The sequence below is a fragment of the Variovorax sp. Varisp41 genome, assembly GCF_047325085.1.
GTDB lineage: Bacteria > Pseudomonadota > Gammaproteobacteria > Burkholderiales > Burkholderiaceae_C > Variovorax.
Map to the genome: position 1 here is coordinate 5,553,844 of NZ_CP168540.1, position 23,256 is coordinate 5,577,099.

A 23,256-nucleotide genomic window follows, 5' to 3' on the forward strand; every position below is an offset into this window, starting at 1 on the left:
TGCACGAGGGGCGCTGCGTTGCGCGGCGGGTGCTACCGCCGCGCTCGGAGGAGGCTCGTCGTCAACCCCAGGACAGGGCCGACAGGTCGTTCACGAAGATCGGGTTTTCCTTCCAGATGCCCTTGACGTTCTTCTTCGCCACGGTCGGGAACTGCGGCTGGTAGAGGAAGCCGTTGGCCGCGTCGGTGGCCAGCATCTTCTGCGCGTCGCCCAGCAGCTTGTTGCGCTCGGCGGTGTTGGCGGTGGTCTTGATCTTGTCGAACAGCGTGTCGAAGGCCTTCGACTGGTAGCCCCAGTAGTAGTCCGACTTGGCGTAGTTGCCGAGGTCGAAGGGCTCGACGTGCGAGACGATCGACAGGTCGTAGTCCTTGTTGCCGTAGGTGCCGCTGAGCCATTGCGCCCACTCGACGTTCTGCACCTTCGCCACGATGCCGATCTTTGCGAGCTGGGCCACGATCACCTCGCCGCCCTGGCGCGCGTACGGCGGCGGCGGCAGGGTCAGCTTGAGCTCGAGCGGGGTCTTCACCCCGGCCTCGGCCAGCAGCTTCTTGGCCTTCTCGATGTCGAAGGGGTTGATGCCGGTGGTGTCGACATAGCCGGCCGCGCCGGGCACGTAGTGGCTGCCGATCGGCACGCCGAAGCCGTCGGCCGCGCCCTCGATGACGGCCTTGCGGTCGATGGCCGCGAGGATCGCGCGGCGCACGCGCACGTCGTCGAGCGGCTTCTTGCGGTTGTTGATCGCGAGGATGGTCTTGGCGCGCGAGCCGGCCAGGATGGTCTGGAACTGCGGGTTGGCCTTGAACTGCGGCACCACGCGCGTGCCGATGCGCGGGAACATGTCGACGTCGCCCGAGAGCATGGCCGCAGCCTGGGCCGCGGTGTCGGAGATGAAGCGGAAGGTCGCCTTGTTGATCTTCGCGCTGCCGGGGTTGCGGAAGCCGTCCCACTTGCTCAACGTGATCGAGGAACCCTTGACCCAGTTGTCGAGCTTGTAGGGGCCGGTGCCCACGGGCTTGGTGGCGTTGCCGTCGGCGCTCTTGGGCTCGACGATCACCGCGGTGGCCTGGCCCAGCACGAAGGGCAGGTCGGGGTCGATCTCCTTGTTGATCACGACCACCGTGTAGTCGTCGGTCGCCTGCGTGCTGAGGTTGGCGAAGGTGCGCTTGTCCTTGTTGGTGCTCTTGTCCGAACCGGCGCGGTCGAACGAGAACTTGACCGTGGCCGCGTTGAAGGGCTCGCCGTTCTGGAACTTCACGCCGCGGCGCAGCTTGAAGGTGTAGGTCTTGAGGTCGGGCGAGACTTCCCAGCTCTCGGCCAACAGCGGCGTGACGCTGCCGTCGGCATTGATCTTGGTCAGCGTCTCGAGGATGTTGTACTGCACCACCTCGGCGATCGCGGCCGCGGCGCCCGCGGTCGGATCGAGGCCCGGCGGCTCGAGCGCCATGCCGATCACGATGGCGTCCTTCCGTCCCTGGGCCAGGCCGGCCAGCGGTGTGGCCAGGGCCACGGTGGCGCCAGCGGTGGTGAGGAGGGTGCGACGGTTCAACATACGTGGTGATCTCCGGAAAAACGTCTGGAAAGGCAAAGGGCTGCGCCCAGGGGCAGGGCGCCCCGAATCAAGGCGCGATGCCGCGAAAGACCAGCAGCGCAGCAGGAAAGATGCCACGCCGTGCAGCCAAAAGCATTCTCGCGCAGCGCGCTCGCCGCCGATGCCGCGGCGCGGCGCTTTTTCCTCGGGAGGTTCCCGGATGCGGGGCGCCGCGAAAGGTCAGCGGCCACTCACGCCCAGGACATCGCGGCGATGTCGTTGGCGAAGATCGGCGCGTCCTTCCACAGGCCGCGCAGCCCGCGCGCGGCGATGGTGATGAGCTGCGGCTGGTAGAGGAACACGTTGGCCGAGTCCTCGGCCAGGATGCGCTGCGCCTCGCCCAGCAGGCGCAGGCGGTCGGCCTCGCGCGGCGCGTTGCGCGCGTTCTCGAACACCTCGTTGAACTTCGCCGACTGGTAGCCCCAGTAGTACTCGGGTCGCGTGTAGTTCACGAGGTCGAAGGGCTCGACATGCAGGATCACCGACAGGTCGTAGTTCTTGTTGCCATAGGTGCCGCTGATCCACTGCGCCCACTCCACGTTCTGGATCTTCGCGACGATGCCGACCTGCGCGAGCTGCGCGGCGATCAGCTCGCCGCCCTGGCGCGCATAGGGCGGGGGCGGCAACACCAGGTCGAGCTGCAGCGGCAGCTTCACGCCGGCCTCGGCCAGCAGGCGCTTGGCCTTCGCGGGGTCGTAGGGATTGATGCCGGTGGTGTCGACGTAGCCCGGCGCGGTCGGCACGTAGTGGCTGCCGATCGGGATACCGCGGCCGTCGACGGCCGCGTCGATCACCGCTTTGCGGTCGATCGCGGCCGCGATCGCGCGGCGCACGCGCACGTCGTCGAGCGGCTTGCGCTTGTTGTTGATCGCGAGGATGGACTTGCCGCGCGAGGCGTTGAACAGGATCTGGAAGCGCTTGTCGTTCTGGAACTGCGAGAGGCTGCGCGAGACCGAGGCATGCGGGAACAGGTCGATGTCGTTCGACAGCAGCGCGGTGGTCTGCGCGGCCGGCTCCGAGACGAAGCGGAAGCTCGCGCGACGGATCTGCACCGCATCGGCATGGCGGTAGCCGTCCCACTTCGCGAGCACGATCGATGAGCCCTTGGCCCAGTTCTCGAGCCGGTAGGGGCCGGTGCCCACGGGCCTGGTGGCATTGCCCTCGGCCGACTTGGGCTCGACCACGATCGCCGAGGCCTGGCCGAGCTGGAACAGCAGGTCGGGCTCGATCTCCTTGGCGATCAGCACCACCGTGTTCGCGTCGAGCGCCTGGGTCGTGAAGTTGGCGAAGAAGCGCTTGTCCTTGTTGGTGCTGTTGGCGGCCGAGGCGCGGTCGAACGAGAACTTGACCGTGTTCGCGTCGAACGCCTCGCCGTTCTGGAACTTCACGCCGCGCCTGAGCCTGAAGGTGTAGGTGCGCAGGTCGGGCGAGACCTCCCAGCTCTCGGCCAGGAGGGGCGTGACGCTGCCATCGGAGTTGATCTTGGTCAGCGTCTCGAACACGTTGTAGAGCACCACCTCGGCGATCTCGGCGCCGGCCTTGGCCGTGGGATCGAGGCCCGTGGGTTCGAGCGTGAGGCCGAGCACCAGCGTGTCCTTGCGGCGCGCCTGCGCGAGGGCGCCGGTCGGCAGCACGAGGGGCGCGAGCGCGGCGGCGCCGGTGGCGAGGAGGGTGCGTCTGTGAAGCATGGGCGGGCGGTCCTTTGAGCGGTGACAGGGGGCATGCGCCCTCCGGGCGCGCCGCATCATCCGCGAGGAGAGGCCCGGTGCGCAACCAGATGCTTATGCCCTGGTTGCATGACGGGCGCGCTCAGTGCCCCGGTGCCTGCAGCACGGCGCCGAGCAGTGTGCGCGTGTAGGGATGCTGGGCGTTGGCGAAGAGCTCCTGCGGCGTGCCGCGCTCGACGATCTGCCCCTTGAAGACCACGCAGACTTCGTCGCACAGGTGGTTGACGACGGCGAGGTCGTGGCTGATGAGCAGGTAGCTGATGCCGAACTGCTGCTGCAGGTCCTGCATGAGGTTGAGCACCTGGGCCTGCACGGAGACGTCCAGGGCGCTCACCGGCTCGTCGGCGACGATGAGCTTGGGGCGGGTGATCAGGGCGCGGGCGATCGCGATGCGCTGGCGCTGGCCGCCCGAGAACTCGTGTGGGTACTTGTCGAGGTCGGTGGGGCGCAGGCCCACGGCGGCGAGGGACTCGGCGGCGCGCTCGCGCTGCTCCTTCTTCGAGACCTGGGCCAACGCTTCGAGCGGCTCGGCCACGATGCGCGCGACCGTCTGGCGCGGGTCGAGGGAGCCGTAGGGGTCCTGGAAGACCATCTGGAAGTCGCGCCGGGCCGTGCGAAGTTCGTCCTTGCTCAAGGAATGCAACTCACGCCCTTCGAGCTTCACGCTGCCCGAGGTGGGCTTGTCCAGCGCCATCACGAGCCGCGCGATGGTCGACTTGCCCGACCCGGACTCCCCGACGATCCCCACGCTGCGCCCGGCCTGCACCTCGAAGCTCACGCCATTGAGGGCCTTGACCGTGGGCGGTGGGCCCAGCAGCTTCTCGCGCGGCAGCGCGTAGTGGCGCACGAGGTCGGTGACTTGCAGCAGCGGTGTGTTGGTGGTGGTCGTGCTCATGCCACGGCCTCCGCTTCGATCTCGTCGAGTCGGATGCAGCGCACCGCATGGTCATCTGGCAGCATCACCGCCGGCGGCCGCGTCGACTGGCAGGCATCGACCGTGTAGCTGCAGCGCCCCGCGAACGGACAGCCAGGAGGCAGGTCCACCAGTTCGGGCACGCTGCCGCGAATCGTCGCCAGCCGCTGGCCCTTCGGCGCCCCGATCACCGGCCGCGCCGCGAACAGCCCCTTGGTGTAAGGATGGGCCCGGTTCGCGAAGAGTGCGCGCGTCGGCCCGCTCTCCACCACGCTGCCGCCGTACATCACGAGCATGCGCTGCACGCTGTTGGCGATCACGCCCAAGTCGTGCGAGATCAGGATCAGCGCCATGCCCATCTCGGCCACCAGGTTCTGGATCAGGTCGAGCACCTGCTTCTGGATCGTCACGTCCAGGGCGGTGGTGGGCTCGTCGGCGATCAAGAGATCCGGCCCGCAGGCCAGCGCCATGGCGATGCCGATGCGCTGCCTCTGGCCGCCCGAGAACTGGTGCGGATAGGCATCCAGGCGCGAGGCCGCGTCGGGAATGCCCACGCGCTGCAGCAGGTTCAGCGCCTCGGCGCGGGCCTGCTTCGCTGTCAGCCCACGGTGCAGCCGCAGCGGCTCGCCGACCTGGCGCGCGATGGTGTGGACCGGGTTCAGGGCCGTCATCGGCTCCTGGAAGATCATGCCGATGCGGTTGCCGCGGATCCGGCACAGGGCCGACTCGGGCTGCCCGATGAGCTCCTGGCCGTCCAGGCGGATGCTGCCGGTGACCTTGGCGGTGGCGGGCAAGAGGCCCATGAGGGACATGACCGTGATGGACTTGCCGCAGCCCGACTCGCCCACGATGCCGAGGGTCTGGCCGCGCTCGAGCGAGAAGGAGACGCCGCGCACGGCCTGGGCGGGGCCGCGCTGGGTCTGCAGGCCGATGTGGAGGTTGTCGACTTCGAGGAGGGGCATGGGATTGTTGGTGGCCATGTCGCTCACCTCGCACGCGCCAGGCGCGGATCGAGCAGGTCGCGCAGGCCGTCGCCCAAGAGGTTCAGGCCCAGCACCGCCAGCGCGATGGCCATGCCCGGGAAGACGGCCAAGAGGGGCTGCTGGAACATCAGGGTCTGCGCCTCGCTGAGCATGCGGCCCCAGGACGGTTGCGGCGGCTGCGTGCCCAGGCCGAGGTAGGAGAGGGCGGCCTCGGCCAGGATCGCGATGGCGAAGCGGATGGTGATCTGCACGATCAGCACCGCCGAGATGTTGGGCAGCACGTGCTGCATGGTGATGGCGAATGATCCCTTGCCGCAGGCACGCGCGGCGGCCACGTACTCGCGCGACCAGATGGCGTTGGCCGAGGCGCGTGTGATGCGCGCGAAGGTGGGGATGTTGTAGATGCCGATGGCGATGATGGCGTTGACGATGCCCGCGCCGAAGACGGCCGTCATCATGATGGCCGAGAGGATGGCGGGGAAGGCCAGCGAGAAGTCGGAGAAACGCATGATGGCTTCTTCCACCCAGCCACGCTTGGCCGCGGCCAGCAGGCCCAGGGCGGTGCCGACCACCAGGCCGATGCCCACGGCGATGACGCCCACCAGGATGGAGGCGCGGGCGCCCACCAGCAGCAGCGAGGCCACGTCGCGCCCGAAGGCGTCGGTGCCCAGCCAGTGGCTGGCCGAGGGCGCCTGCATCTTGTTGGCCATGTCCATGGCGTAGGGCGAGTAGGGCGTCCAGAGGTAGGAGACCAGGGCCGCGAGCAGCAGCAGGGCGGCGAGCACGCCGCCGATGACGAAGCTGCGGTGATGGCGCGCGCGCTGCCAGAAGCCGGGCAGCTTGAGGGCGGCGGCCGAAGGCGCGGCCAGGGAGGCGGGAGTGGCGCTCATATGTCGCTCGCCTTGATGCGCGGGTCGATGACGGCATAGAGCACGTCGACCACGAAGTTGACGATGACGACCATGGCTGCGAGCAGCATGACGCAGTTGCGCACGACGATGAGGTCGCGGTTGCTGATGGCCTGGAAGATCAGGCGGCCCAGGCCCGGCAGGTAGAACACGTTCTCCACCACGATGGTGCCGGCGAGCAGCTCGGAGAACTGCATGCCCATGACGGTGATGACGGGGATCAGGGCGTTGCGCAGCACGTGGGTCCAGAGCACGGCGCGCTGGGTCACGCCCTTGGCGCGCGCGGTGCGCACGAAGTCCTCGCGCATGACCTCGAGCACGGCCGAGCGGGTGATGCGCGCGAGGATGGCGGCCTGCACGACGGCCAGGGACAGGGCGGGCAGCAGCAGCGACTTCAAACCGGCGAAGACACCTTCGCCCCAGCCGTCGAAGCCACCGGCGGAGAACCACTGCAGCTGCACGGAGAAGACGAGGATCAGCAGGATGGCGAACCAGAAGTTGGGGATGGCGATGCCGACCTGGGTGAGGCCCATGAGGCCGACGTCGCCGAGCTTGTTGTGGCGCGCGGCGGCGGTGACGCCCACGAGCAGGGCGAGCACGGTGGTGAAGGCCATGGCCAAGAGGGCCAGGGGGACGGTGAGTGCGAGGCGCTCGAGGATGAGGTCGAGCACGGGGGAGCTGTAGGCGTAGGAGTCGCCGAGGTCGCCGGTGAGCAGGCCCGCGATCCAGTGCCAGTAGCGGGTCCAGGCGGGTTGGTCGAGGCCGAGCTTGGTGGCCAGGGCGGCGACGGCTTCGGGGGCGGCGTCCGGGCCCATGAGCATCTGCGCGGCATTGCCGGGCAGGATCTCCAGGACCAGGAAGACGATGATGGAGGCGCCGATCAGCGTGCCGATCAGCGTGGCAAGGCGCTTGATTAAGAAGAGGCTCATGGGGCGGGGCGCAGCATAACCCGACAACTGCAACAAGCGTGCCGTAGCACCGGATCCCCGAGGGGATCGCTCTCCCACGTTGCCGCCGGGGACTCCGCCTGCGGGGATAATCGCGGCATGGCCCTCATGATCACCGACGAATGCATCAACTGCGATGTCTGCGAGCCGGAGTGCCCGAACGATGCGATCTACATGGGCGAGGCGATCTACGAGATCGATCCGCACAAGTGCACCGAATGCGTGGGCCACTTCGATGAGCCGCAGTGCGTGCAGATCTGCCCCGTGGCCTGCATCCCGATCAATCCGGCCCACGTGGAAAGCCGCGAGACGCTGCTGCAGAAGTACGAGCGTCTCACGGCAACGAAGGCCGCGCTGCCGCAGCCTCCGTCCGCGCCCTCAGCCGGCGTCTGAGGCCGCGGGCTTGCGGCGCTTCTTCTTCGCGCCGCCGTCCTCGCCAGGCTTCGATCCCGGTCTCTCTCCGTAACTCGCCGTGGCCTTGCGCGGCTCGGCCGCGAGCTTGGCGGCGCGCATCTTCTCGAGGCGCTCCTGGGCTTCGAGCCTGCGTTGCGCGAGCGCCGCGCGATGGGCCTCCTGCGCAGCGCTCTGGTCGCGCTGGTGCGCCTGCTTCTCCTCGGACAGTCGCGTGCGCTCGAGCCGGTCGGCGAGCTTCGCGTTGCGCTGCGTGGCTTCGTCGGCGGCCCGGCGGTCGTCGTCGCTGCGCGCGTCGTCCACCTTCACCGTCGTTCCGCCCGCGCACGGGCGGTCGCTGTAGCTGTTGCCGCAGCGCCAGGTCGACGTGCCCGGCTGCTGCGCGAATGCGCTCGTCAGCGCACAGGCGCCGATGGCCATCGCGCTCGCGACGATGGTCCGGTGCATGCCGTGCGTGCTTCTTCTTCTCTCCCTCGTTGTCGACATCGTTCTTCTCTCCCTCTTGCTTCGCGCTCTGTCGGCGCTTCCCGCGATGAACGCTGGCTAGGGTGCGGCGGGCGCGCTGCCGTCGCCAGGCTCGCGCCGCGGCGGCTTGGGCCGGGGCGGTTTGCTCGTGTGGATGGTGGCCGTGGCTTTTTCCATTTCGCCCGCGAGCAGCGCGGGCAGGGCATGCAGGCTGCGCACGATCGCGTCGTCGATCGCATCGCGCTGTTCCTTCAGCGGCTTCTTGAGCACCCAGTTGATCACCTCCGACTTCACGCCGGGATGGCCGATGCCCAGGCGCAGCCGCCAGTAATCGCCGGTGCCGAGCTGCGCATGGATGTCGCGCAGGCCGTTGTGGCCCGCATGGCTGCCGCCGAACTTGAGCTTGGCCTGGCCGGGCACCACGTCGAGCTCGTCGTGCGCCACGAGGATCTCCTCGGGCGCGATCTTGAAGAAGCGCGCAAGCGCGGCGACCGACTTGCCCGAGAGGTTCATGAAGGTCTGCGGCTCGAGCAGCCAGATGCTCTGACCACCGATGTTGGCGCGCGCCGCGAGGCCGTGGTAGCTGCGCTCGGGCACGAGGTTGAGCTTCCAGTCGCGCGCGAGGGCGTCGATCCACCAGAAGCCGGCGTTGTGGCGCGTGGCTTCGTATTCAGGCCCGGGATTGCCGAGGCCGACGAACAGTTTGATCATGGGGCGGGATTATCGGGCGGTCGCGCAATGCAAAAGGCCCGCGCGAGGCGGGCCTTTGGTTTGCAGCGCGAAGCCGAGAAGAATTACTTCTTGCCGGACTTCTTGGCAGGAGCCGCTGCGGGAGCTGCTTCGGCGCCTTCGGCGGCGGGTGCCGGCTCTTCGGCGACCAGCGGCGGCACGGCCGAGACCACGACCGGGTTGGTCTTGCCATGGCTCACGAACTTCACGCCCTTGGGCAGCTTGATGTCGTTGACGTGCAGCGTGGCGTTCTTCTTCAGACCCGAGAGGTCGATCTCGATGAACTCGGGCAGGTCGCTGGGCAGGCAGCTGACTTCGAGTTCGGTCATCACGTGGTTCACGAGGTTGTGGTCGAGCTTGACGGCATCGGACTCTTCCTCGCCCTTGAAGTGCAGCGGCACCTTCATGTGCAGGCGGGTCTTGGCATCGACGCGTTGGAAGTCGATGTGCTGGACCAGCTGGCGGAACGGGTGGTACTGCACGTCGCGCAGCAGCACCTTGCTCACGCTGCCGCCGAGTTCCATCTCGAGGACGGAGGCGTGGAAGGCTTCCTTCTTCAGGGCGTGCCACAGCGCGTTGTGATCGAGCTCGATCAGTTGCGGCTGGCCTTCGCCACCGTAGACGATACCGGGCGTCTTGCCCGAAATGCGGAGACGGCGGCTCGCACCCGTGCCCTGCTTGGCGCGCTCGTAAGCGACGAATTTCATGGTTAACTCCTTGGAGCGAAGGCACGACGGCCATTTCGCTTCTTGAGCGCCGACCGCGACCAGTGCGGCGCCGGTTTCAAAATGACTTCCCGATCGGGGAAGCCGGCTTTTTGCCCGAACGGCAGGAGCGCAATCTCAGAAGAGATTGTCCTGGTCCGAGAACAAACTCATCACCGACTCGCCCTTGGCAATGCGCTGGATCGTCTCGGCGATCAGCGGTGCCACGGAGAGCTGGCGAATCTTTCCGCAGGCGTTGGCGCTGTCGGAAAGGGGAATGGTGTTGGTCACGACCACTTCGTCGAGGGCCGTGCCCTTGCTGAGGCGTTCGATCGCGGGACCCGAGAAGATCGGGTGCGTGCAGTAGGCGTAGACGCTCTTGGCGCCGCGTTCCTTCAGCACCTCGGCTGCTTTGACCAGCGTGCCGGCCGTGTCGATCATGTCGTCCATGATCACGCAGTTGCGGCCGTCGATCTCGCCGATCACGTTCATGACTTCGCTGACGTTGGCCTTGGGGCGGCGCTTGTCGATGATCGCGAGGTCGCAATTCAGTTGCTTGGCCAGCGCGCGGGCACGGACCACGCCGCCGACGTCGGGCGAGACCACGATCAGGTCTTCGTAGTTCTTGGCGCGCAGGTCGCCCAGCAGCACCGGCGAGGCGTAGATGTTGTCGACCGGAATGTCGAAGAAGCCCTGGATCTGGTCGGCGTGCAGGTCCATGGTGAGCACGCGCTCGACACCCACGGTTTCCAGCAGGTTGGCCACGACCTTGGCCGAGATCGGCACGCGGCTCGAGCGCGGGCGGCGGTCCTGGCGGGCATAGCCGAAATAGGGGATCACGGCGCTGATGCGTTCGGCCGAGGCGCGCTTGAGCGCGTCGACCATGATCAGCAGTTCCATCAGGTTCTCGTTGGTCGGGGCGCAGGTGGACTGCACCACGAACACATCGCGTGCCCGGACGTTCTGGTTGATCTCGACGGTGACTTCACCGTCGGAGAAGCGGCCGACGCGGGCGGCACCGAGGGTGGTGCCCAGGTTGCTCGCGATTTCTGCGGCAAGGCCCGGATTGGCATTGCCGGTGAAAACCATGAAATCAGGATGGTGAGCCTGCATGAGCGCGTCCCGGCTGAGCGATTTGGCTTGGGAAAGCCGCCAAAGAGTTACGAGTCCTGGCGACCCTGGGGCCGCCGATTATTGCAGCGGGTCGGCCGCAAACGAAGTGCCGGGTCCAGGGACCGCGGCTTCAAAAAGAAACTACGGCCCGCGGGCCGTAGTGTCTGAAAGATTTGGCAGGGGAGAAAGGATTCGAACCTTTGCATGCTGGAATCAAAATCCAGTGCCTTAACCAGCTTGGCGACTCCCCTACACAGGTCGACGGTTTGCACCGCCTACCGATATATGTCGCATCGAAACGCCTGGGCGCTCCGATCAGTTTCTCAGTCTGCCCAACCCCGGAGTGGATGAGCAGCCAGATTGTTGCATTGGCGAACCTGCCAGCCCGTGGGGTCCGAAAGCAGTTCCGCGTTTTGCGGTTCCTGCTGCATTCTGGCGAACACCGAACTTCCGGAGCCGGTCATCCTGGCTTGAAGTCCTCGAGCGCCGAGCCAATCGATGGCTTCGGTGATCGCGGGACAGAGCCGCTGGGCAACCGGCTGCAGGTCGTTGTGGCCGAAATCGAAAACTTCCTCGCCGAGGCGTAAGGGGTTTTGATCGTCGTGCTGTTCGCGTACTGCAGCAAAGCCCGTGATTATAGCAACAGGACTGGCCCGTTGCAGATCATCCGCAGAAAAAATTAAACGGGTATCGAGTCCCTCGGGTGGTTTGACCACCACGAAGCGTGCCGACGGCAGTTCGATCGGGCGGATTTTCTCGCCGATGCCTTCGACCCAGGCGTTGTGGCCCGAGAGGAAGAAAGGCACGTCGGCGCCCAGCGACAGGCCGATGCGCGCGAGTTCCGCGAGCGGCAGCCGCAGGTTCCAGAGCCGGTTGAGCGCCAGCAGGCAGGTCGCGGCATCGGACGAGCCGCCGCCCATGCCGGCCTGCGCGGGCACCTGCTTGGCGACGCCGATGTGCGCGCCCTGGCCCGGCGCCGCATGGGCCTGCAGCGCGCGCGCGGCGCGCAGCACGAGGTCGTCGGCCGGCAGCGGCACGGTCAGGTCCTCGCGGCTCAGCTGGCCATCGCCGCGCAGCTCGACGTGGAGCGTGTCGCACCAGTCGATCAGCATGAAGACCGACTGCAGCAGGTGGTAGCCGTCTTCGCGCCGGCCGGTGACGTGAAGGAAGAGGTTGAGCTTGGCCGGCGCGGGAAGGTCGTAGATCGCCTTCATGACGCCGGCATGCGCTCGAACACGATGCGCAGGTCGGCCCGCGGCGCCGGCGTTTCGCGCACGGCCTGCAGCCGGCCGCTCGCGAGCTGGCCGAGGTCGGGGCGCCAGCCGGGCACGGGGTCGTTGCGCCCGTCGAGCCAGCCGAACAGCGCGGCGACCGGGATCGCGGCGCCGGTGGCGGCCTCGATCAGCGCGTCGAGCGAGGCATAGCGGCGGGTGTCGTTGCCGTTCTTGAGCAGGGCTTCGCCCGGCGACCAGTGCAACTGGGCCAGCGTGCTGCCGATCGGCGTGGTGAGCGAGAGCTCGCCGGCCTCGGGCGAGCCGCGCAGCTCGAACAGGGCCGAGAAGGTCTGCACCGGCTCGCTGTCCACGCGCAGCGACATGCGGCCGCTCCAGGCGTTCGTGGCGCGCGGCGCGGAGGCTTTCGAGCCGCCCGTGAACTGCGCGCATCCCGTCACCGAGAAAGCCGCGAGTGCCGTCAGCAGCAGGCGCCGGCGGCCGTCGGGGGCTGCGAGCGCCACCATCAAGGCTTGACCCGCAGGCGCTTGAGCGTTTCCTGCAGGGTCTCGTTGTCGGCGTCGCTCAGCAGCGCTTCCTTCCAGATCGTGACCGCGCGCTCCTTCTGGCCGATGCTCCACAGCACTTCGCCGAAGTGGGCACCGATCTCCGGATCGGGGCGCGTCTTGTAGGCGGCCTCGAGGATGCGGATGGCCTCGGCGGTGTTGCCGAGCCTGAACTCGACCCAGCCCAGGCTGTCGGCGATGAACGGGTCTTCGGGCGCGAGCTGCACGGCCTTCTGGATCAGCGTGCGGGCTTCCTCGAGCCGGATCTTGCGATCGGCGAACGAGTAGCCGAGGGCGTTGTAGGCGTTCTGGTTCTCGGGCTTGAGCTGCATCAGCCGGCGCAGCAGCCGTTCCATCTCGTCGAGGCGGTCGAGCTTCTCGGCCATCATGGCCTGGTCATAGACGAGGTCGGTGTCGTCGGGTGCGGCGGCCGAGGCCTGGGCCAGCATGTCGTAGGCGGCCTGGAACTGCTTGGCATCGCGCAGCAGCTGCACCTCGGCCAGGAACTTCTGCTTCTTGTCCTCGGGCGTGCGCTCGGGCAGGCCGCGCACGATCTCGCGCGCCTGCGGCAGCTTGCCCTGGCGCGCCAGCAGGCCGGCACGGCGGGTCTGCGCGATCACCAGGTCGTCGGTGTTGTCGATGCGCGCGAGCCAGCGTTCGGCGCCGGTGAAATCCTTGCGCCGCTCGGCCAGTTGCGACAGCAGCAGGTAGGCCTGCGTCACGCCGCGGTTGCGGTCGACGGCCTCGGCCTGCGCGGGGGCCGGCTGGCTGCTGGTCAGCTCGAGGTAGCGCTTGAGCGAGGTCTCGGCCGCGGCGTCCTGGCGTGCCTGGGCCTGCAGGCTGCCGAGCAGCAGCCAGGGTTCGGCGAGTTCGGGGCGCGCAACGGTCAGCGACTGCAGCTGGCTCGAGGCGTCGGCGTAGCGGCGGTTCTCGACCAGCACGCGCGAATAGGCCACGCGCAGCTCGGGCGAAGCCTTCGGATTGCCGGCCAGGTAGCGCGTGACGATCGGCTCGGCCAGCGGCTGGCCCGGATCGATGAGTTCGAGCGCGAGCGCAGGCGGCGCATCGGAGGCCGGATCGGCCTGCTGGCCCTTGCGCGCGGCCTCGAGCGCGCCCGCGTTGTCGCCGGCATTGAGGCGCAGCCGGCCCACCGTGGCCCAGGCCATGCCCGCCGTCGCGGGATTCTTGAGCTCGTCGGCCAGCGCCTGCTCGACCACCGAGGCGGCGAGCTTCTTGTCGGTGGCGCGCGAGTAGTTGCGCGCGATCACGGCCATCAGGAGCGGCCGCTCGACCTGCGGGCTGGCCGCGATCTCGGCGCGCAGCAGTTCGGTGGTGTCGCCGATGCGGTTGAGCAGGATCAGGATCTGCAGCTCGAAGCGGCGCGCGTCGCGCGAATTGGGCACCGTGTCCTGCCATGCGCGTGCCGCGGCAAGGGCGGCATCGCCCGAGCGCGATTGCAGCGCGATCTCGATCGCGCGCTGGAACAGCCTGCCGTCGCGCAGCCTGCGCGCCGCATCGAGCACGTACTGGTAACCCGAGCCGGGATCGCCCGAGCGCGCGCTGAGCTCGCCCATGAGGATCTCGTAGAACATGTCGGCGCTCAGGGCCGAGGGCTGCGGCGCGGGATCGGCCGCGGCGGCCGCTGCAGCAGGCTTCGCGGGCGTCGTGCGCGCGGGTGGCTTGGCGGGCTGCGGGCTCGCGGGCGTTGCCGGCTTGGGCGGCGCGCTGCGTTCGATGATGGGGGCCGGGCTGTCCGGCGCGGCGGGGTCGGAGGACTGCGCGTGGACGTGGGCGGCGCAGGCCAGGAGCACGAGTGACGCGGCCGCCGCAAGGCGGTGTCGGCGGGGCGATGGAATCATCGAACCATAATAATCCATGCATTTGAACGAGCACCGCGTGGGGCTTCGTGTCACGCAGTTGTTGGAGCCTCATGCCCGAGCTACCCGAAGTCGAAGTCACGCGGCGCGGAATCGCCGACCGCATCGCCGGCGCGCGCATCGACGCGGTGCGCATCGGCAAGCCATTGCGCTGGGCGCTGATGGTGGCGCCCGAGCTGCTGGTGGGCCGCCGCGTGCGCGAGGTGCGCCGGCGCGGCAAGTATTTGCTGATCGATCTCGACGTAGGCCTGCTGCTGCTGCACCTGGGCATGTCGGGCAGCCTGCGCTTCGATGCCGCCTTGCCCGAGCCCGGTGCGCACGATCACTTCGACCTGGTCACCGACCGCGGCACGCTGCGGCTCAACGATCCGCGCCGCTTCGGCGCCGTGGTCTACGTCGACGACGAGGCCGCGCCCTGGGCGATCAAGCTGCTCGGCGGCCTGGGCATGGAGCCGCTGGGCGAGGCCTTCGACCTCGATGCCTTCCATGCCGGCCTGCGCAAGCGCCGCACCGCGATCAAGCAGGTGCTGCTCGCGGGCGACGTGGTGGTGGGCGTGGGCAACATCTACGCCTCGGAGGCGTTGTTCCAGGCCGGCATCCGTCCCACGCTGTCGGCCGCGCGCATCAGCCGGCCGCGCGCCGCGCGGCTGCATGCCGCGGTCAAGGAGATCCTGGCGCGGGCGGTCGAGAAGGGCGGCAGTACCTTGCGCGACTTCTCCATCGACGGCCAGAACGGCTACTTCCAGCTCGAGGCCACGGTCTACGGCCGCGCCGGCGAACCGTGCAGGGTCTGCGGCACGCCGATCCGGCTGCTGCGCCAGGGGCAGCGCTCGACCTATTACTGTCCGGTGTGCCAGAAGTAGCCCGGATGAAGGGGCGCAGTGCCGCAGCCCGGCCGCAGGTCAATGCACGCGGGTCACCCGGTTTTCAGATTGCGATGTTATATTTGTAAGAAAGTTTTTACATTTCCACCTTGAGCCGCTCCTTCAACCAACAACTCGACCAGCACGGTGCGTGGCGGAGCAACTTCGCCCACCGCTTGCAGTGGCTGTCCCGCTGGCTGACCGAGAACGAGCTGCTCGACCAGGCGGTGGCCGAGCGGCTGCGCGGGCTCGAATCGCAGATCCGCACCAGCAAGGTCATGGTGGCCTTCGTGGCCGAGTTCTCGCGCGGCAAGTCGGAGCTGATCAACGCGATCTTCTTCGCCGGCTACGGGCGGCGCATCATGCCGGCGAGCGCCGGCCGCACCACCATGTGTCCGACCGAGCTCGGCTACGACGCCACGCTGGCGCCCAAGCTGCGCCTGCTGCCGATCGAAACCCGCCTGGAGCCGCATTCGCTCGCCTACTGGCGCGACCAGCCCGCGCGCTGGACCGAGATCGCGATCGACGTCGGCGATGCCGAGCGGCTGGCCCAGGCCATGGCCAAGGTGGCCGAGGTGCGCTGGGTCTCGCAGGACGAGGCGCGCGCGCTGGGCTTCTGGAACGAGGAAACGCCCGACGACAACCCGGTGCAGGACGCCGAGGGCCGGGTCGAGATCCCGCGCTGGCGCCATGCCGTGCTGAACATGCCGCATCCGCTGCTCGAGCAGGGGCTGGTGATCCTCGACACCCCGGGTCTCAACGCGATCGGCGCCGAGCCCGAACTGACGGTGAGCCTGATCCCGCAGGCGCATGCGGTGGTCTTCATCCTCGGCGCCGAAACCGGCGTCACCCGCTCCGACCTGTCGATCTGGCGCGAGCACCTGGTGACCGAGAACGAGGGCAGCGACACGCGCTTCGTGGTGCTCAACAAGATCGACACCCTGTGGGACACGCTGAGCACCCACGCGCAGATCGAGCAGCAGATCGAGCAGCAGCGCCAGGTCGCCGCCAAGCACCTCGACGTGCCGCTCGCGCAGGTGCTGCCGGTGTCGGCGCAGAAGGGACTGCAGGCCAAGGTGCATCGCGACGCGCGGCTGCTCGAGGCCAGCCGCCTGCCCGCGCTCGAGGCCTTGCTGGGCCAGGGCGTGCTCGGCAAGCGCGAGACCATGCTGCGGCTGGCCGTCGATGCCGGCATGGCCGCGCTGCGGACCGAGGCCGAGCGCATCCTCAAGGTGCGCCAGCGCGACCTGGCCGAGCAGGCGCTCGAGCTGCAGGGGCTGCGCGGCAAGAACGTGTCGGTGATCCGGCACATGCGCGCGCGCATCGACCAGGAACAGAACGAGTTCGAGGGCAGCAACGCGCGCATCCTGGCGCTGCGCTCGGTGCAGGGCAAGCTGCTGCGCGAGGTCTACGCGGTGCTGGGCCGCACGGCGCTCAAGGCCGACATGGTGCGGCTGTCGGCCGCGCTCAAGCGGCCCGGCGTCAAGTTCAACGTGCGCAAGGTGTACGGTGAGACCTTCGATTCGCTGCGCAACAACCTGCGCGAGGTGCAGGCGACCACGGCCGAGATCCAGTCGATGCTGCATGCCACCTTCCGCCAGCTCAATGCCGAGCAGGGCTTCACCCTGCAGGCGCCGGCCGAGCCCGACCTCAGCGGCTTCGAGCAGGAGCTCAGCCAGATCGAGCGCAGCCACATCCACTACCTGGGCGTGGGCAACATGCTCAAGCTCGCGCAGGCCGACTTCTGCGACAAGCTGGTGCGCGCGCTCGCGAGCCGACTGCGCTTGGTGAACGAGGCCGCCATGACCGAGGTCGAGCGCTGGAGCAAGGGCGCCAGCGCGCAGATCGATGCGCAGCTCAAGGAGCGCCGCCGCAACTTCAGCAAGCGCATCGAGGCGATCGAGCGCATCCAGAACGCGGCCGGCAGCCTCGACGAGCGGCTGCTCGAACTGGCGGCGCAGGAGAGCGCGCTGGCCGGGCTGCAGCAGCGCCTGAGCGAATTCACCGCGCTGATCGCGCAGCAGGGCAAGCCGTCCGCCACGGCGGCCTCGGCCGGCGAGCTGCGTGCCGCGGCCTGAGCACGGCGTGCCGGCGACCGTTGCCGCGCGCACGCGCAAGCGCAGCCCCGAGGCTGCCGCGTCCGCCGCCTTGAAACTCCCGGCGCACTTCGCCGAGCGCGTGGTTGCCTGGCAGCGCAGCCATGGCCGCAGCGAGCTGCCGTGGCAGAACACGCGCGATCCCTACCGCGTGTGGCTGTCCGAGGTGATGCTGCAGCAGACGCAGGTCACGACCGTGCTGGGCTATTTCGCGCGCTTCCTCGAGCGCTTTCCCGACGTGCGGGCGCTGGCCGAGGGCACCGAGGACGAGGTCTTCGGGCTCTGGAGCGGCCTCGGCTACTACAGCCGTGCGCGCAACATGCACCGCTGCGCGCAGGAGGTGATGGCGCGCTTCGGCGGCCGCTTTCCGGAGACGGCCGCCGAACTGGCGACCCTGCCCGGCATCGGCCGTTCCACCGCCGCGGCCGTCGCGGCCTTCTGCTTCGGCGAGCGCGTGGCCATCCTCGACGGCAACGTGAAGCGCGTGCTGACGCGCGTGCTGGGCTTCGGCGAGGACCTGTCCTCCTCCGCCAGCGAGCGCCTGCTCTGGGAGCATGCGACGCGGCTGCTGCCGCCGGCCGACGACCGCGAGGCGATCGCGAGCTACACGCAGGGCCAGATGGACCTCGGCGCCACCGTCTGCCTGCCGCGCAAGCCGAGCTGCATGCTGTGCCCGGTCAACGACAGCTGCGTGGCGCTGCGCGAAGGTTCGCCCGAGCGCTATCCGGTCAAGACGCGCAAGCTGCGGCGCACGGCGCAGTCGCTGTGGGTGCTGCTGGCGCGCGATGCGAAGGGGCGCGTGTGGCTCGAGAAACGTCCCGCCAAGGGCATCTGGGCCGGCCTGCATTGCCTGCCGGTGTTCGATTCGCGCGACGAACTGCTGGCCGCGCTGCCCGAGGCCGAACGCGGTCGCTGCGAGGACCTCGCGCCCTTCGTGCATGTGCTGACCCACAAGGACCTGCATCTGCATCCGGTGCGCATCGATGGCGGAACACCGCGCGGCGATGCGGCGCGCTGGGTCGAGGCCTCGGAGTGGCCGGGCCTGGGACTGCCCGCGCCGGTGCGCAAGCTGCTCGAAAGCACCGGGGGCTGAGGCCCGGGCCTTGTTTTTTTCTTCAGCTCGCGTCGAGTTCGCGGTGCCGCTTGAGCGCGCCCCAGCGCGCGCCGAAGCTGCGCGCCAACTGCTCGACCAGGAACACCGAGCGGTGCTGGCCGCCGGTGCAGCCGATCGCCACCGTCACGTAGCTGCGGTGGTCGCGCGCGAGCGCATCGAGCCAGCGCGTGAGGAACTGCTCGATGTCCTCGTACATGCGCGCCACGTCGTCGTGCTCGCGCAGCCAGTCGGCCACCGGCGCGTCGCGGCCTGTCAGCGGCCGCAGCGTGGGCACGTAGTGCGGGTTGGGCAGCATGCGCACGTCGAACACGAAGTCGGCGTCGAGCGGCACGCCGCGCTTGAACGCGAAGGACTCGAACACCAGCGTCAGGCGGCTCTGCGGCGCCGAGATCAGCGACTTGACGTAGCTCTGCAGTTGCGCCGGCCGGATCAGGCTGGTGTCGATCACGTCGGCGCCTTCGCGCAGGTCGGCCAGCAGCTCGCGCTCGAGCTCGATGGCCTGCACCAGCACGCGCTGCTGGTCGGGCACGTCGGTGCGGCCTTCCTGGCTCGACAGCGGATGGCGGCGCCGGGTTTCCGAATAGCGGCGCAGCAGCGCGTCGGTGGTCGCGTCGAGGAACAGCGAGCGCAGCGACACGCCGTCGTTGCGCAGCGCCTCGAGCTGCTGCGGCACGATCGGCAGCGAGACGCCGCTGCGCACGTCCATCGCGATCGCCACGCGCTGCGCGTTCTGCGCGTGCTGCAGCGCGATGAAGGGCGTGAGCAGCTCGGGTGGCAGGTTGTCGACGCAGTAGTAGCCCGCGTCCTCGAGCGCATGCAGCGCAACCGACTTGCCGGAGCCCGACATGCCGGTGATGAGCACCAGGTCGAGGCTCATCGCGCAGCCCCGTGGTCTTGGCGCGCCGCCTTCATGAGGTGGCCGCCGGCGTCTTGTGGCCCAGCATCTCGCGCGCGTGGGCGAGCGAGGTCTGCGAGACCTTCTCGCCGCCCAGCATGCGGGCGATCTCGTTCGCGCGGTTGTCGCCGTCGAGCAGCGACACGCCGCTCTCGGTGCGCGGGCCGTCCTTGCCGGCGGTTCCCGCGGTCTGCCGCTTGGCGACCACGAGGTGGTGGTCGGCGCAGGCCGCCACCTGGGGCAGGTGCGTGACCGCGAGCACCTGGCGGTCGCGGCCCAGCTGCTTCATGAGCCGGCCCACGGTCTCGGCGACCGCGCCGCCGACGCCCGAATCGACCTCGTCGAAGATCAGCGTCTGCGCAGTGCCGAGCTGGCTGGTGGTGACCGCGATCGCCAGCGCGATGCGCGAGAGTTCGCCGCCCGAGGCCACCTTGCCGATCGGCCGCGGCGTGCTGCCGGTGTGGCCGGCGACCAGGAAGGCGATCTCCTCGAGACCGGCCTTGCCCGGCTGGGCCAGCGGCTGCAGATCGACCTCGAAGCGGCCGCCCTGCATGCCCAGGCCCTGCATCGCCTGCGTGACCGCCTGGGCCAGCCTGGGCGCGGCCTGCTTGCGCAGCTTGCCGAGCGCGCGGGCTTCCTTCAGGTAGGCCTGCTGCGCGGCCTGCTCGGCGCGTTCCAGGCCTTCGAGGTCGCTCTGCGCGTCGAGGGCCTGCAGCTCGGCCTGCCAGCCGGCCAGCAGCGCCGGCAGTTCGACCGGCGGGCGCTTGTAGCGGCGCGCCAGCGACATCCACAGGCTCATGCGTTCGTCGAGCTCGGCCAGCCGCTGCGGGTCGGTGTCGGCGTCGCGCAGGTAGCCGTGCAGCGAGTGCGCGGCATCGGCGGCCTGCGCGATGCTCGAGGACAGCACTTCGCCGAGCGCGCGGAATTCGGGCTCGATGTGTTCGCAGTTCTGCAGCAGCGTGACCGCGCGAGACAGCGCGGCCAGCGCGCCGTTGTCCTCGTCCTCGAGCGCGTGGCTGGCGCCCTGGGCGGCGTCGATCAGCGCCTGCGCGTTCGAGATGCGCGTGTGGCTGCCCGACAGTTCTTCCCATTCGTCGGCGCCGGGCGCGAGCTTCGCGACCTCCGAGATCTGCCACTGCAGCCGCTCGCGCTCGCGCTGCAGCGAATCCTGCGTGCCGCGCGCCTGCTCGAGCGCGGACAGCGCCTGGCGCCAGCCGTGCCAGGCGGCGTCGAGCGCATCGGTGCGCACGCCCGCGTAGGCATCGAGCAGGCCGCGCACAGCGTCGGGCCGCGTGAGGCTCTGCCAGGCATGCTGGCCATGGATGTCGAGCAGCCGGTCGCCGATGTCGCGCAGCTGCGTCGCGGTGGCGGGGCTGCCGTTGATCCAGCCGCGGCTGCGGCCCTGCAGGTCGACGGTGCGGCGCAGCAGCAGGGCATCGCCCGCCTCGAAGCCGCCTTCGTCGAGCCAGGCCACGAAGGCCGGGTCGTGGTCGAACTCCGCGCTCACGTCGAGCCGCTCGGCGCCTTCGCGCACCGCGCCCGCATCGGCGCGGTTGCCGAGCGCGAGCTGCAGCGCGTCGATCAGGATGGATTTGCCCGCGCCGGTTTCGCCGGTCAGCACCGTGAAGCCGTCGGACAGGTCGATCTCCAGGGATCGCACGATCACGAAATCGCGCAGTGCGATGCGTCTGAGCGCCATCTCAGGAACCTCCTTCGTTCCAATGCAGTTTCTTGCGCAGCGTGTCGAAATAGCTCCAGCCGCGCGGATGCAGGAAACGCACCCGGAAATCGGAGCGGCGCACCACCACGCGGTCGCCGATCGCGAGCGAGGCCAGCGATTGCATGTCGAAATTCGCGCTGGCGTCGCGCCCGCCCACGAGCTCGATCACGATCTCGTCGGCATCGGGCAGCAGCACCGGGCGGTTCGACAGCGTGTGCGGCGCGATCGGCACCAGCACCCAGCCCGGCACCGCCGGATGCAGCAGCGGCCCGCCGGCCGACAGCGCATAGGCCGTCGAGCCCGTGGGCGACGCGATGATCAGGCCGTCGGCACGCTGGTTGGCCACGAAATGCTTGCCCACCGACACCCGCAGCTCGACCATGCCCGAGGTCGCGCCGCGGTTGACCACCACGTCGTTCATCGCGAGCGCGTCGAACACCACGGCGCCATCGCGCATCACCTGCGCGTGCATCAGGCTGCGGTGGTCTTCCTCGTATTCGCCGGCCAGCATCGGGATCAGCGTGGCCTGGTAGTTGTCGAGCGGGATGTCGGTGATGAAGCCGAGCCGGCCCCGGTTGATGCCGATCAGCGGAATGCCGAAAGCCGCGAGCTGCCGGCCGATGCCGAGCATGGTGCCGTCGCCGCCGACCACCAGGCCGAGGTCGCACTGCTGGCCGATCTGCTCGACCGTGAGGGCTTCGTAGCGGTCGCCGGTGGGCAGGGCCTGGGCCGGTTCGTCGTCGCCGCGCGGTTGCTCGACGTAGACCTTGCAGCCTTGAGATTCGAGGAAGCTCGCGATGCCTTCCATCACGCTGTCGCGCTCGCCGCACCGGGCACCGGAAGCCTGGTATTTGCCGATCAGCGCGACGTGACGAAAGGGGGAAGTCATGGCTACAAATTACAACATCAAAACCTTGCGCATTCGGGACACCATGCGCGTTTTGCACGCGCTATCGCGCTCTGATTCGAGCGCGGCCACCACGATCCACTCTTTCGGGTCCTGGCCGAGTTCTTCGGCCAGTGCACCAGCGATGGCGGGCGACAGGTGGCCGCGATCACGAGCCGTGTACAGCGCGCGCTTCGACAGGCCCAGCTTCGCGGCCCAGTCCGACAACCCTTGAATCTTGGTTGCTTCGTCTAGCAGGTGCAGAGTGGTTTGCATAGCAGTGAATTCCTCATGTTGTATAACAGTTACACAACGTGTGGAAAGTATAGATGTGAGCTTGTTATACAAGGTGTGGAAAAGGTAGGCTTCGCGAGGTTACTCATGTTGAGTAATGTTTCAAGGAGCCACCATGATCAAAGTTTCCGTCACCAGCACCAGCGTCCGCCGCATGACGGGCAATGCCAAAGCCACCGGCAAGCCCTACGACATGTCGTTTCAGGACGCATGGTTCTTCCTCTCCGACCGCGAAGGCAACCCGGACCCGCACCCGACCAAGGTCGAAATCACGCTCCCCAAGGACAAGGACGGCGCCGCGCTGTTCTACGCGCCGGGTGAGTACCTCCTGCACCCCTCCAGCGTCTACGTCGATAGCAAGGGAAAGCTCTCGGTGGCTCCGAGGCTGGTCCGCGCGACGGCACCGGCCCCCAAATCGGCTAGCTGAAGGGGTGCACCATGCACTCGCAAGAGACGCTGCAGGCCGCACGTCTCGCGCAGCTTGAGGGCGCGATCCTCGGCCTGCTGCGTGATGCGGTCGCCGACGGCACGGACGGCTACGACGGGTTGACCGTTGTGGCCTCGGCCGACGAGGGCCAGGTGGTCATTGATCTGACCTACACCATCAATGGCTTACCCATTGCTGGAGAGTCGCTGTGAACGCGGCGGCGCAACTCTCCATGTTCGAGCCTGAGGGCGCAGAGGCTGTGAACCTGCTCCGGTCGCACCTTTCGGACGCGAAGCGTCATCGTGACCGCGTTGAGTACTTCGAGGTTCTGCTGATGCCTGGCGCTGCGCGCCGTGAGCTTGCGATGGCTGAGCAATCCGAGGCTGCAGCCTTCGTCCTGGCTGTGCTGCTCGACCTCGAAGCGGAGGCGGGCCTGTGACCAAGGCCCTTGGTCTTGCCTTGGTGCTTGCTGCTGTTATGGCGTCCGTCAAATCCTGTGACGATGTTTGCGGCGATCCCGGGGCGTATCGCATAGCTGTCACTGCTGCGTGCAAGCCATGAGCGCCTACGCCCGCAACTTCCTTCGCCTGCGCTTCTGGCTCGAAGGCCTCGACGGCGGCGAGGTCCGTTCCTTTTCCCCCTATGAACAGCGCCTGTGGGACGCATTGCGCTCGCAGGCCAGTCACCTCGTGGAGGCTGCATGAGCGGTGTTGAGGTTAGCCCATGGCCGTGGCTGGTGGCGAACGTCATCGAGTTCGTTGCCATCGTCTGGTGGCTCGTGCTGGACGTGCGCCGCGAGTTGCGGGAGTGGTCCAGGTG

25 protein-coding genes and 1 tRNA gene are annotated in these 23,256 nt (G+C 68.4%); 8 read left to right on the plus strand and 18 right to left on the minus strand.

Features of this window, described 5'->3' with window-relative positions; all coding sequences use genetic code 11:
- Positions 1 to 61: 61 nt before the first annotated feature.
- The 6 genes from ACEN9J_RS25700 to ACEN9J_RS25725 all read right to left on the minus strand — a co-directional run bounded on the left by ACEN9J_RS25700 (position 62) and on the right by ACEN9J_RS25725 (position 7,048).
- On the minus strand, positions 62 to 1,549 hold the full coding sequence (locus ACEN9J_RS25700) for an ABC transporter substrate-binding protein (RefSeq protein ID WP_057596059.1): 1,488 nt from the start codon (positions 1,547 to 1,549) through the stop codon (positions 62 to 64).
- A gap of 230 nt (positions 1,550 to 1,779) precedes the next feature.
- On the minus strand, positions 1,780 to 3,276 hold the full coding sequence (locus tag ACEN9J_RS25705; protein ID WP_413762406.1) for an ABC transporter substrate-binding protein: 1,497 nt from the start codon (positions 3,274 to 3,276) through the stop codon (positions 1,780 to 1,782).
- A 121-nt stretch (positions 3,277 to 3,397) separates the two neighbouring features.
- Complete coding sequence (locus tag ACEN9J_RS25710; protein WP_413762407.1) at positions 3,398 to 4,210, minus strand: ATP-binding cassette domain-containing protein; 813 nt, start codon at positions 4,208 to 4,210, stop codon at positions 3,398 to 3,400.
- Positions 4,207 to 5,190: an ABC transporter ATP-binding protein gene (locus tag ACEN9J_RS25715; protein WP_413762408.1), complete on the minus strand. Its 984-nt coding sequence runs from the start codon at positions 5,188 to 5,190 to the stop codon at positions 4,207 to 4,209. The genes ACEN9J_RS25710 and ACEN9J_RS25715 overlap by 4 nt, the downstream gene beginning before the upstream one ends.
- A gap of 23 nt (positions 5,191 to 5,213) precedes the next feature.
- Positions 5,214 to 6,101 (minus strand): ABC transporter permease, encoded by an 888-nt coding sequence (locus ACEN9J_RS25720; RefSeq protein WP_413762409.1) that lies wholly within the window; start codon positions 6,099 to 6,101, stop codon positions 5,214 to 5,216.
- Positions 6,098 to 7,048, minus strand: coding sequence for an ABC transporter permease (locus ACEN9J_RS25725; protein WP_057596054.1), 951 nt, complete (start codon positions 7,046 to 7,048; stop codon positions 6,098 to 6,100). The genes ACEN9J_RS25720 and ACEN9J_RS25725 overlap by 4 nt, the downstream gene beginning before the upstream one ends.
- Before the next feature lie 117 nt (positions 7,049 to 7,165).
- On the opposite strand from ACEN9J_RS25725, the gene ACEN9J_RS25730 reads away from it, so the two are divergent.
- The gene (locus ACEN9J_RS25730) at positions 7,166 to 7,459 is read left to right on the plus strand and encodes a YfhL family 4Fe-4S dicluster ferredoxin (RefSeq protein WP_057595143.1); all 294 of its coding nucleotides are present in this window, start codon (positions 7,166 to 7,168) and stop codon (positions 7,457 to 7,459) included.
- Here ACEN9J_RS25730 and ACEN9J_RS25735 read toward each other — a convergent pair.
- The 8 genes from ACEN9J_RS25735 to ACEN9J_RS25770 all read right to left on the minus strand — a co-directional run bounded on the left by ACEN9J_RS25735 (position 7,445) and on the right by ACEN9J_RS25770 (position 14,124).
- The gene (locus ACEN9J_RS25735) at positions 7,445 to 7,924 is read right to left on the minus strand and encodes a hypothetical protein (RefSeq protein WP_057595176.1); all 480 of its coding nucleotides are present in this window, start codon (positions 7,922 to 7,924) and stop codon (positions 7,445 to 7,447) included. The genes ACEN9J_RS25730 and ACEN9J_RS25735 overlap by 15 nt on opposite strands.
- Before the next feature lie 96 nt (positions 7,925 to 8,020).
- Positions 8,021 to 8,653, minus strand: a complete 633-nt coding sequence (gene pth, locus ACEN9J_RS25740) for an aminoacyl-tRNA hydrolase (RefSeq protein WP_057595144.1) — start codon at positions 8,651 to 8,653, stop codon at positions 8,021 to 8,023.
- A gap of 83 nt (positions 8,654 to 8,736) precedes the next feature.
- On the minus strand, positions 8,737 to 9,378 hold the full coding sequence (locus tag ACEN9J_RS25745) for a 50S ribosomal protein L25/general stress protein Ctc (protein ID WP_057595145.1): 642 nt from the start codon (positions 9,376 to 9,378) through the stop codon (positions 8,737 to 8,739).
- A gap of 135 nt (positions 9,379 to 9,513) precedes the next feature.
- Positions 9,514 to 10,488, minus strand: a complete 975-nt coding sequence (locus ACEN9J_RS25750) for a ribose-phosphate pyrophosphokinase (protein WP_057595146.1) — start codon at positions 10,486 to 10,488, stop codon at positions 9,514 to 9,516.
- 174 nt (positions 10,489 to 10,662) lie between these two features.
- A tRNA-Gln gene (locus ACEN9J_RS25755) sits at positions 10,663 to 10,739 on the minus strand.
- Between the two features lie 72 nt (positions 10,740 to 10,811).
- Positions 10,812 to 11,702, minus strand: a complete 891-nt coding sequence (gene ispE, locus ACEN9J_RS25760) for a 4-(cytidine 5'-diphospho)-2-C-methyl-D-erythritol kinase (protein ID WP_413762410.1) — start codon at positions 11,700 to 11,702, stop codon at positions 10,812 to 10,814.
- Entirely contained in the window at positions 11,699 to 12,226 is a 528-nt protein-coding gene (locus tag ACEN9J_RS25765; protein WP_413762411.1) for a lipoprotein insertase outer membrane protein LolB, read from the minus strand. Before ACEN9J_RS25765 ends, ispE begins: the two co-directional genes overlap by 4 nt.
- Positions 12,226 to 14,124, minus strand: a complete 1,899-nt coding sequence (locus ACEN9J_RS25770; RefSeq protein ID WP_413762412.1) for a tetratricopeptide repeat protein — start codon at positions 14,122 to 14,124, stop codon at positions 12,226 to 12,228. The genes ACEN9J_RS25765 and ACEN9J_RS25770 overlap by 1 nt, the downstream gene beginning before the upstream one ends.
- Positions 14,125 to 14,195: 71 nt before the next feature.
- Here ACEN9J_RS25770 and mutM point away from each other — a divergent pair, with 71 nt between their 5' ends.
- From mutM to mutY, 3 genes are all read left to right on the plus strand, one after another.
- Entirely contained in the window at positions 14,196 to 15,005 is an 810-nt protein-coding gene (gene mutM / locus ACEN9J_RS25775) for a bifunctional DNA-formamidopyrimidine glycosylase/DNA-(apurinic or apyrimidinic site) lyase (RefSeq protein ID WP_057595149.1), read from the plus strand.
- Positions 15,006 to 15,115: 110 nt separating this feature from the next.
- Positions 15,116 to 17,083 carry a dynamin family protein gene (locus ACEN9J_RS25780; RefSeq protein WP_413762413.1) on the plus strand — a complete coding sequence of 656 codons (1,968 nt, stop codon included), beginning with the start codon at positions 15,116 to 15,118 and terminating at the stop codon, positions 17,081 to 17,083.
- A gap of 70 nt (positions 17,084 to 17,153) precedes the next feature.
- Positions 17,154 to 18,194, plus strand: coding sequence for an A/G-specific adenine glycosylase (gene mutY, locus ACEN9J_RS25785; RefSeq protein ID WP_413764618.1), 1,041 nt, complete (start codon positions 17,154 to 17,156; stop codon positions 18,192 to 18,194).
- 22 nt (positions 18,195 to 18,216) lie between these two features.
- On the opposite strand, the gene rapZ is transcribed toward mutY, so the two are convergent.
- From rapZ to ACEN9J_RS25805, 4 genes are read right to left on the minus strand one after another with little or no spacing between them, the layout of a single operon-like run.
- Positions 18,217 to 19,092, minus strand: coding sequence for an RNase adapter RapZ (gene rapZ / locus ACEN9J_RS25790; protein ID WP_057595151.1), 876 nt, complete (start codon positions 19,090 to 19,092; stop codon positions 18,217 to 18,219).
- A 31-nt stretch (positions 19,093 to 19,123) separates the two neighbouring features.
- The gene (gene recN, locus ACEN9J_RS25795; protein WP_413762414.1) at positions 19,124 to 20,809 is read right to left on the minus strand and encodes a DNA repair protein RecN; all 1,686 of its coding nucleotides are present in this window, start codon (positions 20,807 to 20,809) and stop codon (positions 19,124 to 19,126) included.
- A gap of 1 nt (position 20,810) precedes the next feature.
- Positions 20,811 to 21,719, minus strand: coding sequence for an NAD kinase (locus ACEN9J_RS25800; RefSeq protein WP_057595153.1), 909 nt, complete (start codon positions 21,717 to 21,719; stop codon positions 20,811 to 20,813).
- Positions 21,720 to 21,728: 9 nt separating this feature from the next.
- Positions 21,729 to 21,992 (minus strand): hypothetical protein, encoded by a 264-nt coding sequence (locus ACEN9J_RS25805; protein ID WP_413762415.1) that lies wholly within the window; start codon positions 21,990 to 21,992, stop codon positions 21,729 to 21,731.
- A 133-nt stretch (positions 21,993 to 22,125) separates the two neighbouring features.
- Here ACEN9J_RS25805 and ACEN9J_RS25810 point away from each other — a divergent pair, with 133 nt between their 5' ends.
- From ACEN9J_RS25810 to ACEN9J_RS25825, 4 genes are all read left to right on the plus strand, one after another.
- A complete protein-coding gene (locus ACEN9J_RS25810) occupies positions 22,126 to 22,437 on the plus strand; it encodes a single-stranded DNA-binding protein (protein WP_413762416.1) in 312 nt (103 codons plus the stop codon).
- 11 nt (positions 22,438 to 22,448) lie between these two features.
- Complete coding sequence (locus tag ACEN9J_RS25815; RefSeq protein ID WP_413762417.1) at positions 22,449 to 22,649, plus strand: hypothetical protein; 201 nt, start codon at positions 22,449 to 22,451, stop codon at positions 22,647 to 22,649.
- Entirely contained in the window at positions 22,646 to 22,876 is a 231-nt protein-coding gene (locus ACEN9J_RS25820) for a hypothetical protein (RefSeq protein ID WP_413762418.1), read from the plus strand. The genes ACEN9J_RS25815 and ACEN9J_RS25820 overlap by 4 nt, the downstream gene beginning before the upstream one ends.
- A gap of 118 nt (positions 22,877 to 22,994) precedes the next feature.
- Entirely contained in the window at positions 22,995 to 23,141 is a 147-nt protein-coding gene (locus ACEN9J_RS25825; RefSeq protein ID WP_413762419.1) for a hypothetical protein, read from the plus strand.
- The last annotated feature ends 115 nt before the right edge of the window (positions 23,142 to 23,256 follow it).

What these genes read in the sequence shown, in the direction of transcription:
- ACEN9J_RS25700 (WP_057596059.1), bottom strand. Translation starts at nt 1,549, where the DNA reads ATGTTGAACCGTCGCACCCTCCTCACCACCGCTGGCGCCACCGTGGCC.
- ACEN9J_RS25705 (WP_413762406.1), bottom strand. Translation starts at nt 3,276, where the DNA reads ATGCTTCACAGACGCACCCTCCTCGCCACCGGCGCCGCCGCGCTCGCG.
- ACEN9J_RS25710 (WP_413762407.1), bottom strand. Translation starts at nt 4,210, where the DNA reads ATGAGCACGACCACCACCAACACACCGCTGCTGCAAGTCACCGACCTC.
- ACEN9J_RS25715 (WP_413762408.1), bottom strand. Translation starts at nt 5,190, where the DNA reads ATGCCCCTCCTCGAAGTCGACAACCTCCACATCGGCCTGCAGACCCAG.
- ACEN9J_RS25720 (WP_413762409.1), bottom strand. Translation starts at nt 6,101, where the DNA reads ATGAGCGCCACTCCCGCCTCCCTGGCCGCGCCTTCGGCCGCCGCCCTC.
- ACEN9J_RS25725 (WP_057596054.1), bottom strand. Translation starts at nt 7,048, where the DNA reads ATGAGCCTCTTCTTAATCAAGCGCCTTGCCACGCTGATCGGCACGCTG.
- ACEN9J_RS25730 (WP_057595143.1), top strand. Translation starts at nt 7,166, where the DNA reads ATGGCCCTCATGATCACCGACGAATGCATCAACTGCGATGTCTGCGAG.
- ACEN9J_RS25735 (WP_057595176.1), bottom strand. Translation starts at nt 7,924, where the DNA reads ATGCACCGGACCATCGTCGCGAGCGCGATGGCCATCGGCGCCTGTGCG.
- pth (WP_057595144.1), bottom strand. Translation starts at nt 8,653, where the DNA reads ATGATCAAACTGTTCGTCGGCCTCGGCAATCCCGGGCCTGAATACGAA.
- ACEN9J_RS25745 (WP_057595145.1), bottom strand. Translation starts at nt 9,378, where the DNA reads ATGAAATTCGTCGCTTACGAGCGCGCCAAGCAGGGCACGGGTGCGAGC.
- ACEN9J_RS25750 (WP_057595146.1), bottom strand. Translation starts at nt 10,488, where the DNA reads ATGCAGGCTCACCATCCTGATTTCATGGTTTTCACCGGCAATGCCAAT.
- ispE (WP_413762410.1), bottom strand. Translation starts at nt 11,702, where the DNA reads ATGAAGGCGATCTACGACCTTCCCGCGCCGGCCAAGCTCAACCTCTTC.
- ACEN9J_RS25765 (WP_413762411.1), bottom strand. Translation starts at nt 12,226, where the DNA reads ATGGTGGCGCTCGCAGCCCCCGACGGCCGCCGGCGCCTGCTGCTGACG.
- ACEN9J_RS25770 (WP_413762412.1), bottom strand. Translation starts at nt 14,124, where the DNA reads ATGATTCCATCGCCCCGCCGACACCGCCTTGCGGCGGCCGCGTCACTC.
- mutM (WP_057595149.1), top strand. Translation starts at nt 14,196, where the DNA reads ATGCCCGAGCTACCCGAAGTCGAAGTCACGCGGCGCGGAATCGCCGAC.
- rapZ (WP_057595151.1), bottom strand. Translation starts at nt 19,092, where the DNA reads ATGAGCCTCGACCTGGTGCTCATCACCGGCATGTCGGGCTCCGGCAAG.
- recN (WP_413762414.1), bottom strand. Translation starts at nt 20,809, where the DNA reads ATGGCGCTCAGACGCATCGCACTGCGCGATTTCGTGATCGTGCGATCC.
- ACEN9J_RS25800 (WP_057595153.1), bottom strand. Translation starts at nt 21,719, where the DNA reads ATGACTTCCCCCTTTCGTCACGTCGCGCTGATCGGCAAATACCAGGCT.
- ACEN9J_RS25805 (WP_413762415.1), bottom strand. Translation starts at nt 21,992, where the DNA reads ATGCAAACCACTCTGCACCTGCTAGACGAAGCAACCAAGATTCAAGGG.
- ACEN9J_RS25810 (WP_413762416.1), top strand. Translation starts at nt 22,126, where the DNA reads ATGATCAAAGTTTCCGTCACCAGCACCAGCGTCCGCCGCATGACGGGC.
- ACEN9J_RS25815 (WP_413762417.1), top strand. Translation starts at nt 22,449, where the DNA reads ATGCACTCGCAAGAGACGCTGCAGGCCGCACGTCTCGCGCAGCTTGAG.
- ACEN9J_RS25825 (WP_413762419.1), top strand. Translation starts at nt 22,995, where the DNA reads ATGAGCGCCTACGCCCGCAACTTCCTTCGCCTGCGCTTCTGGCTCGAA.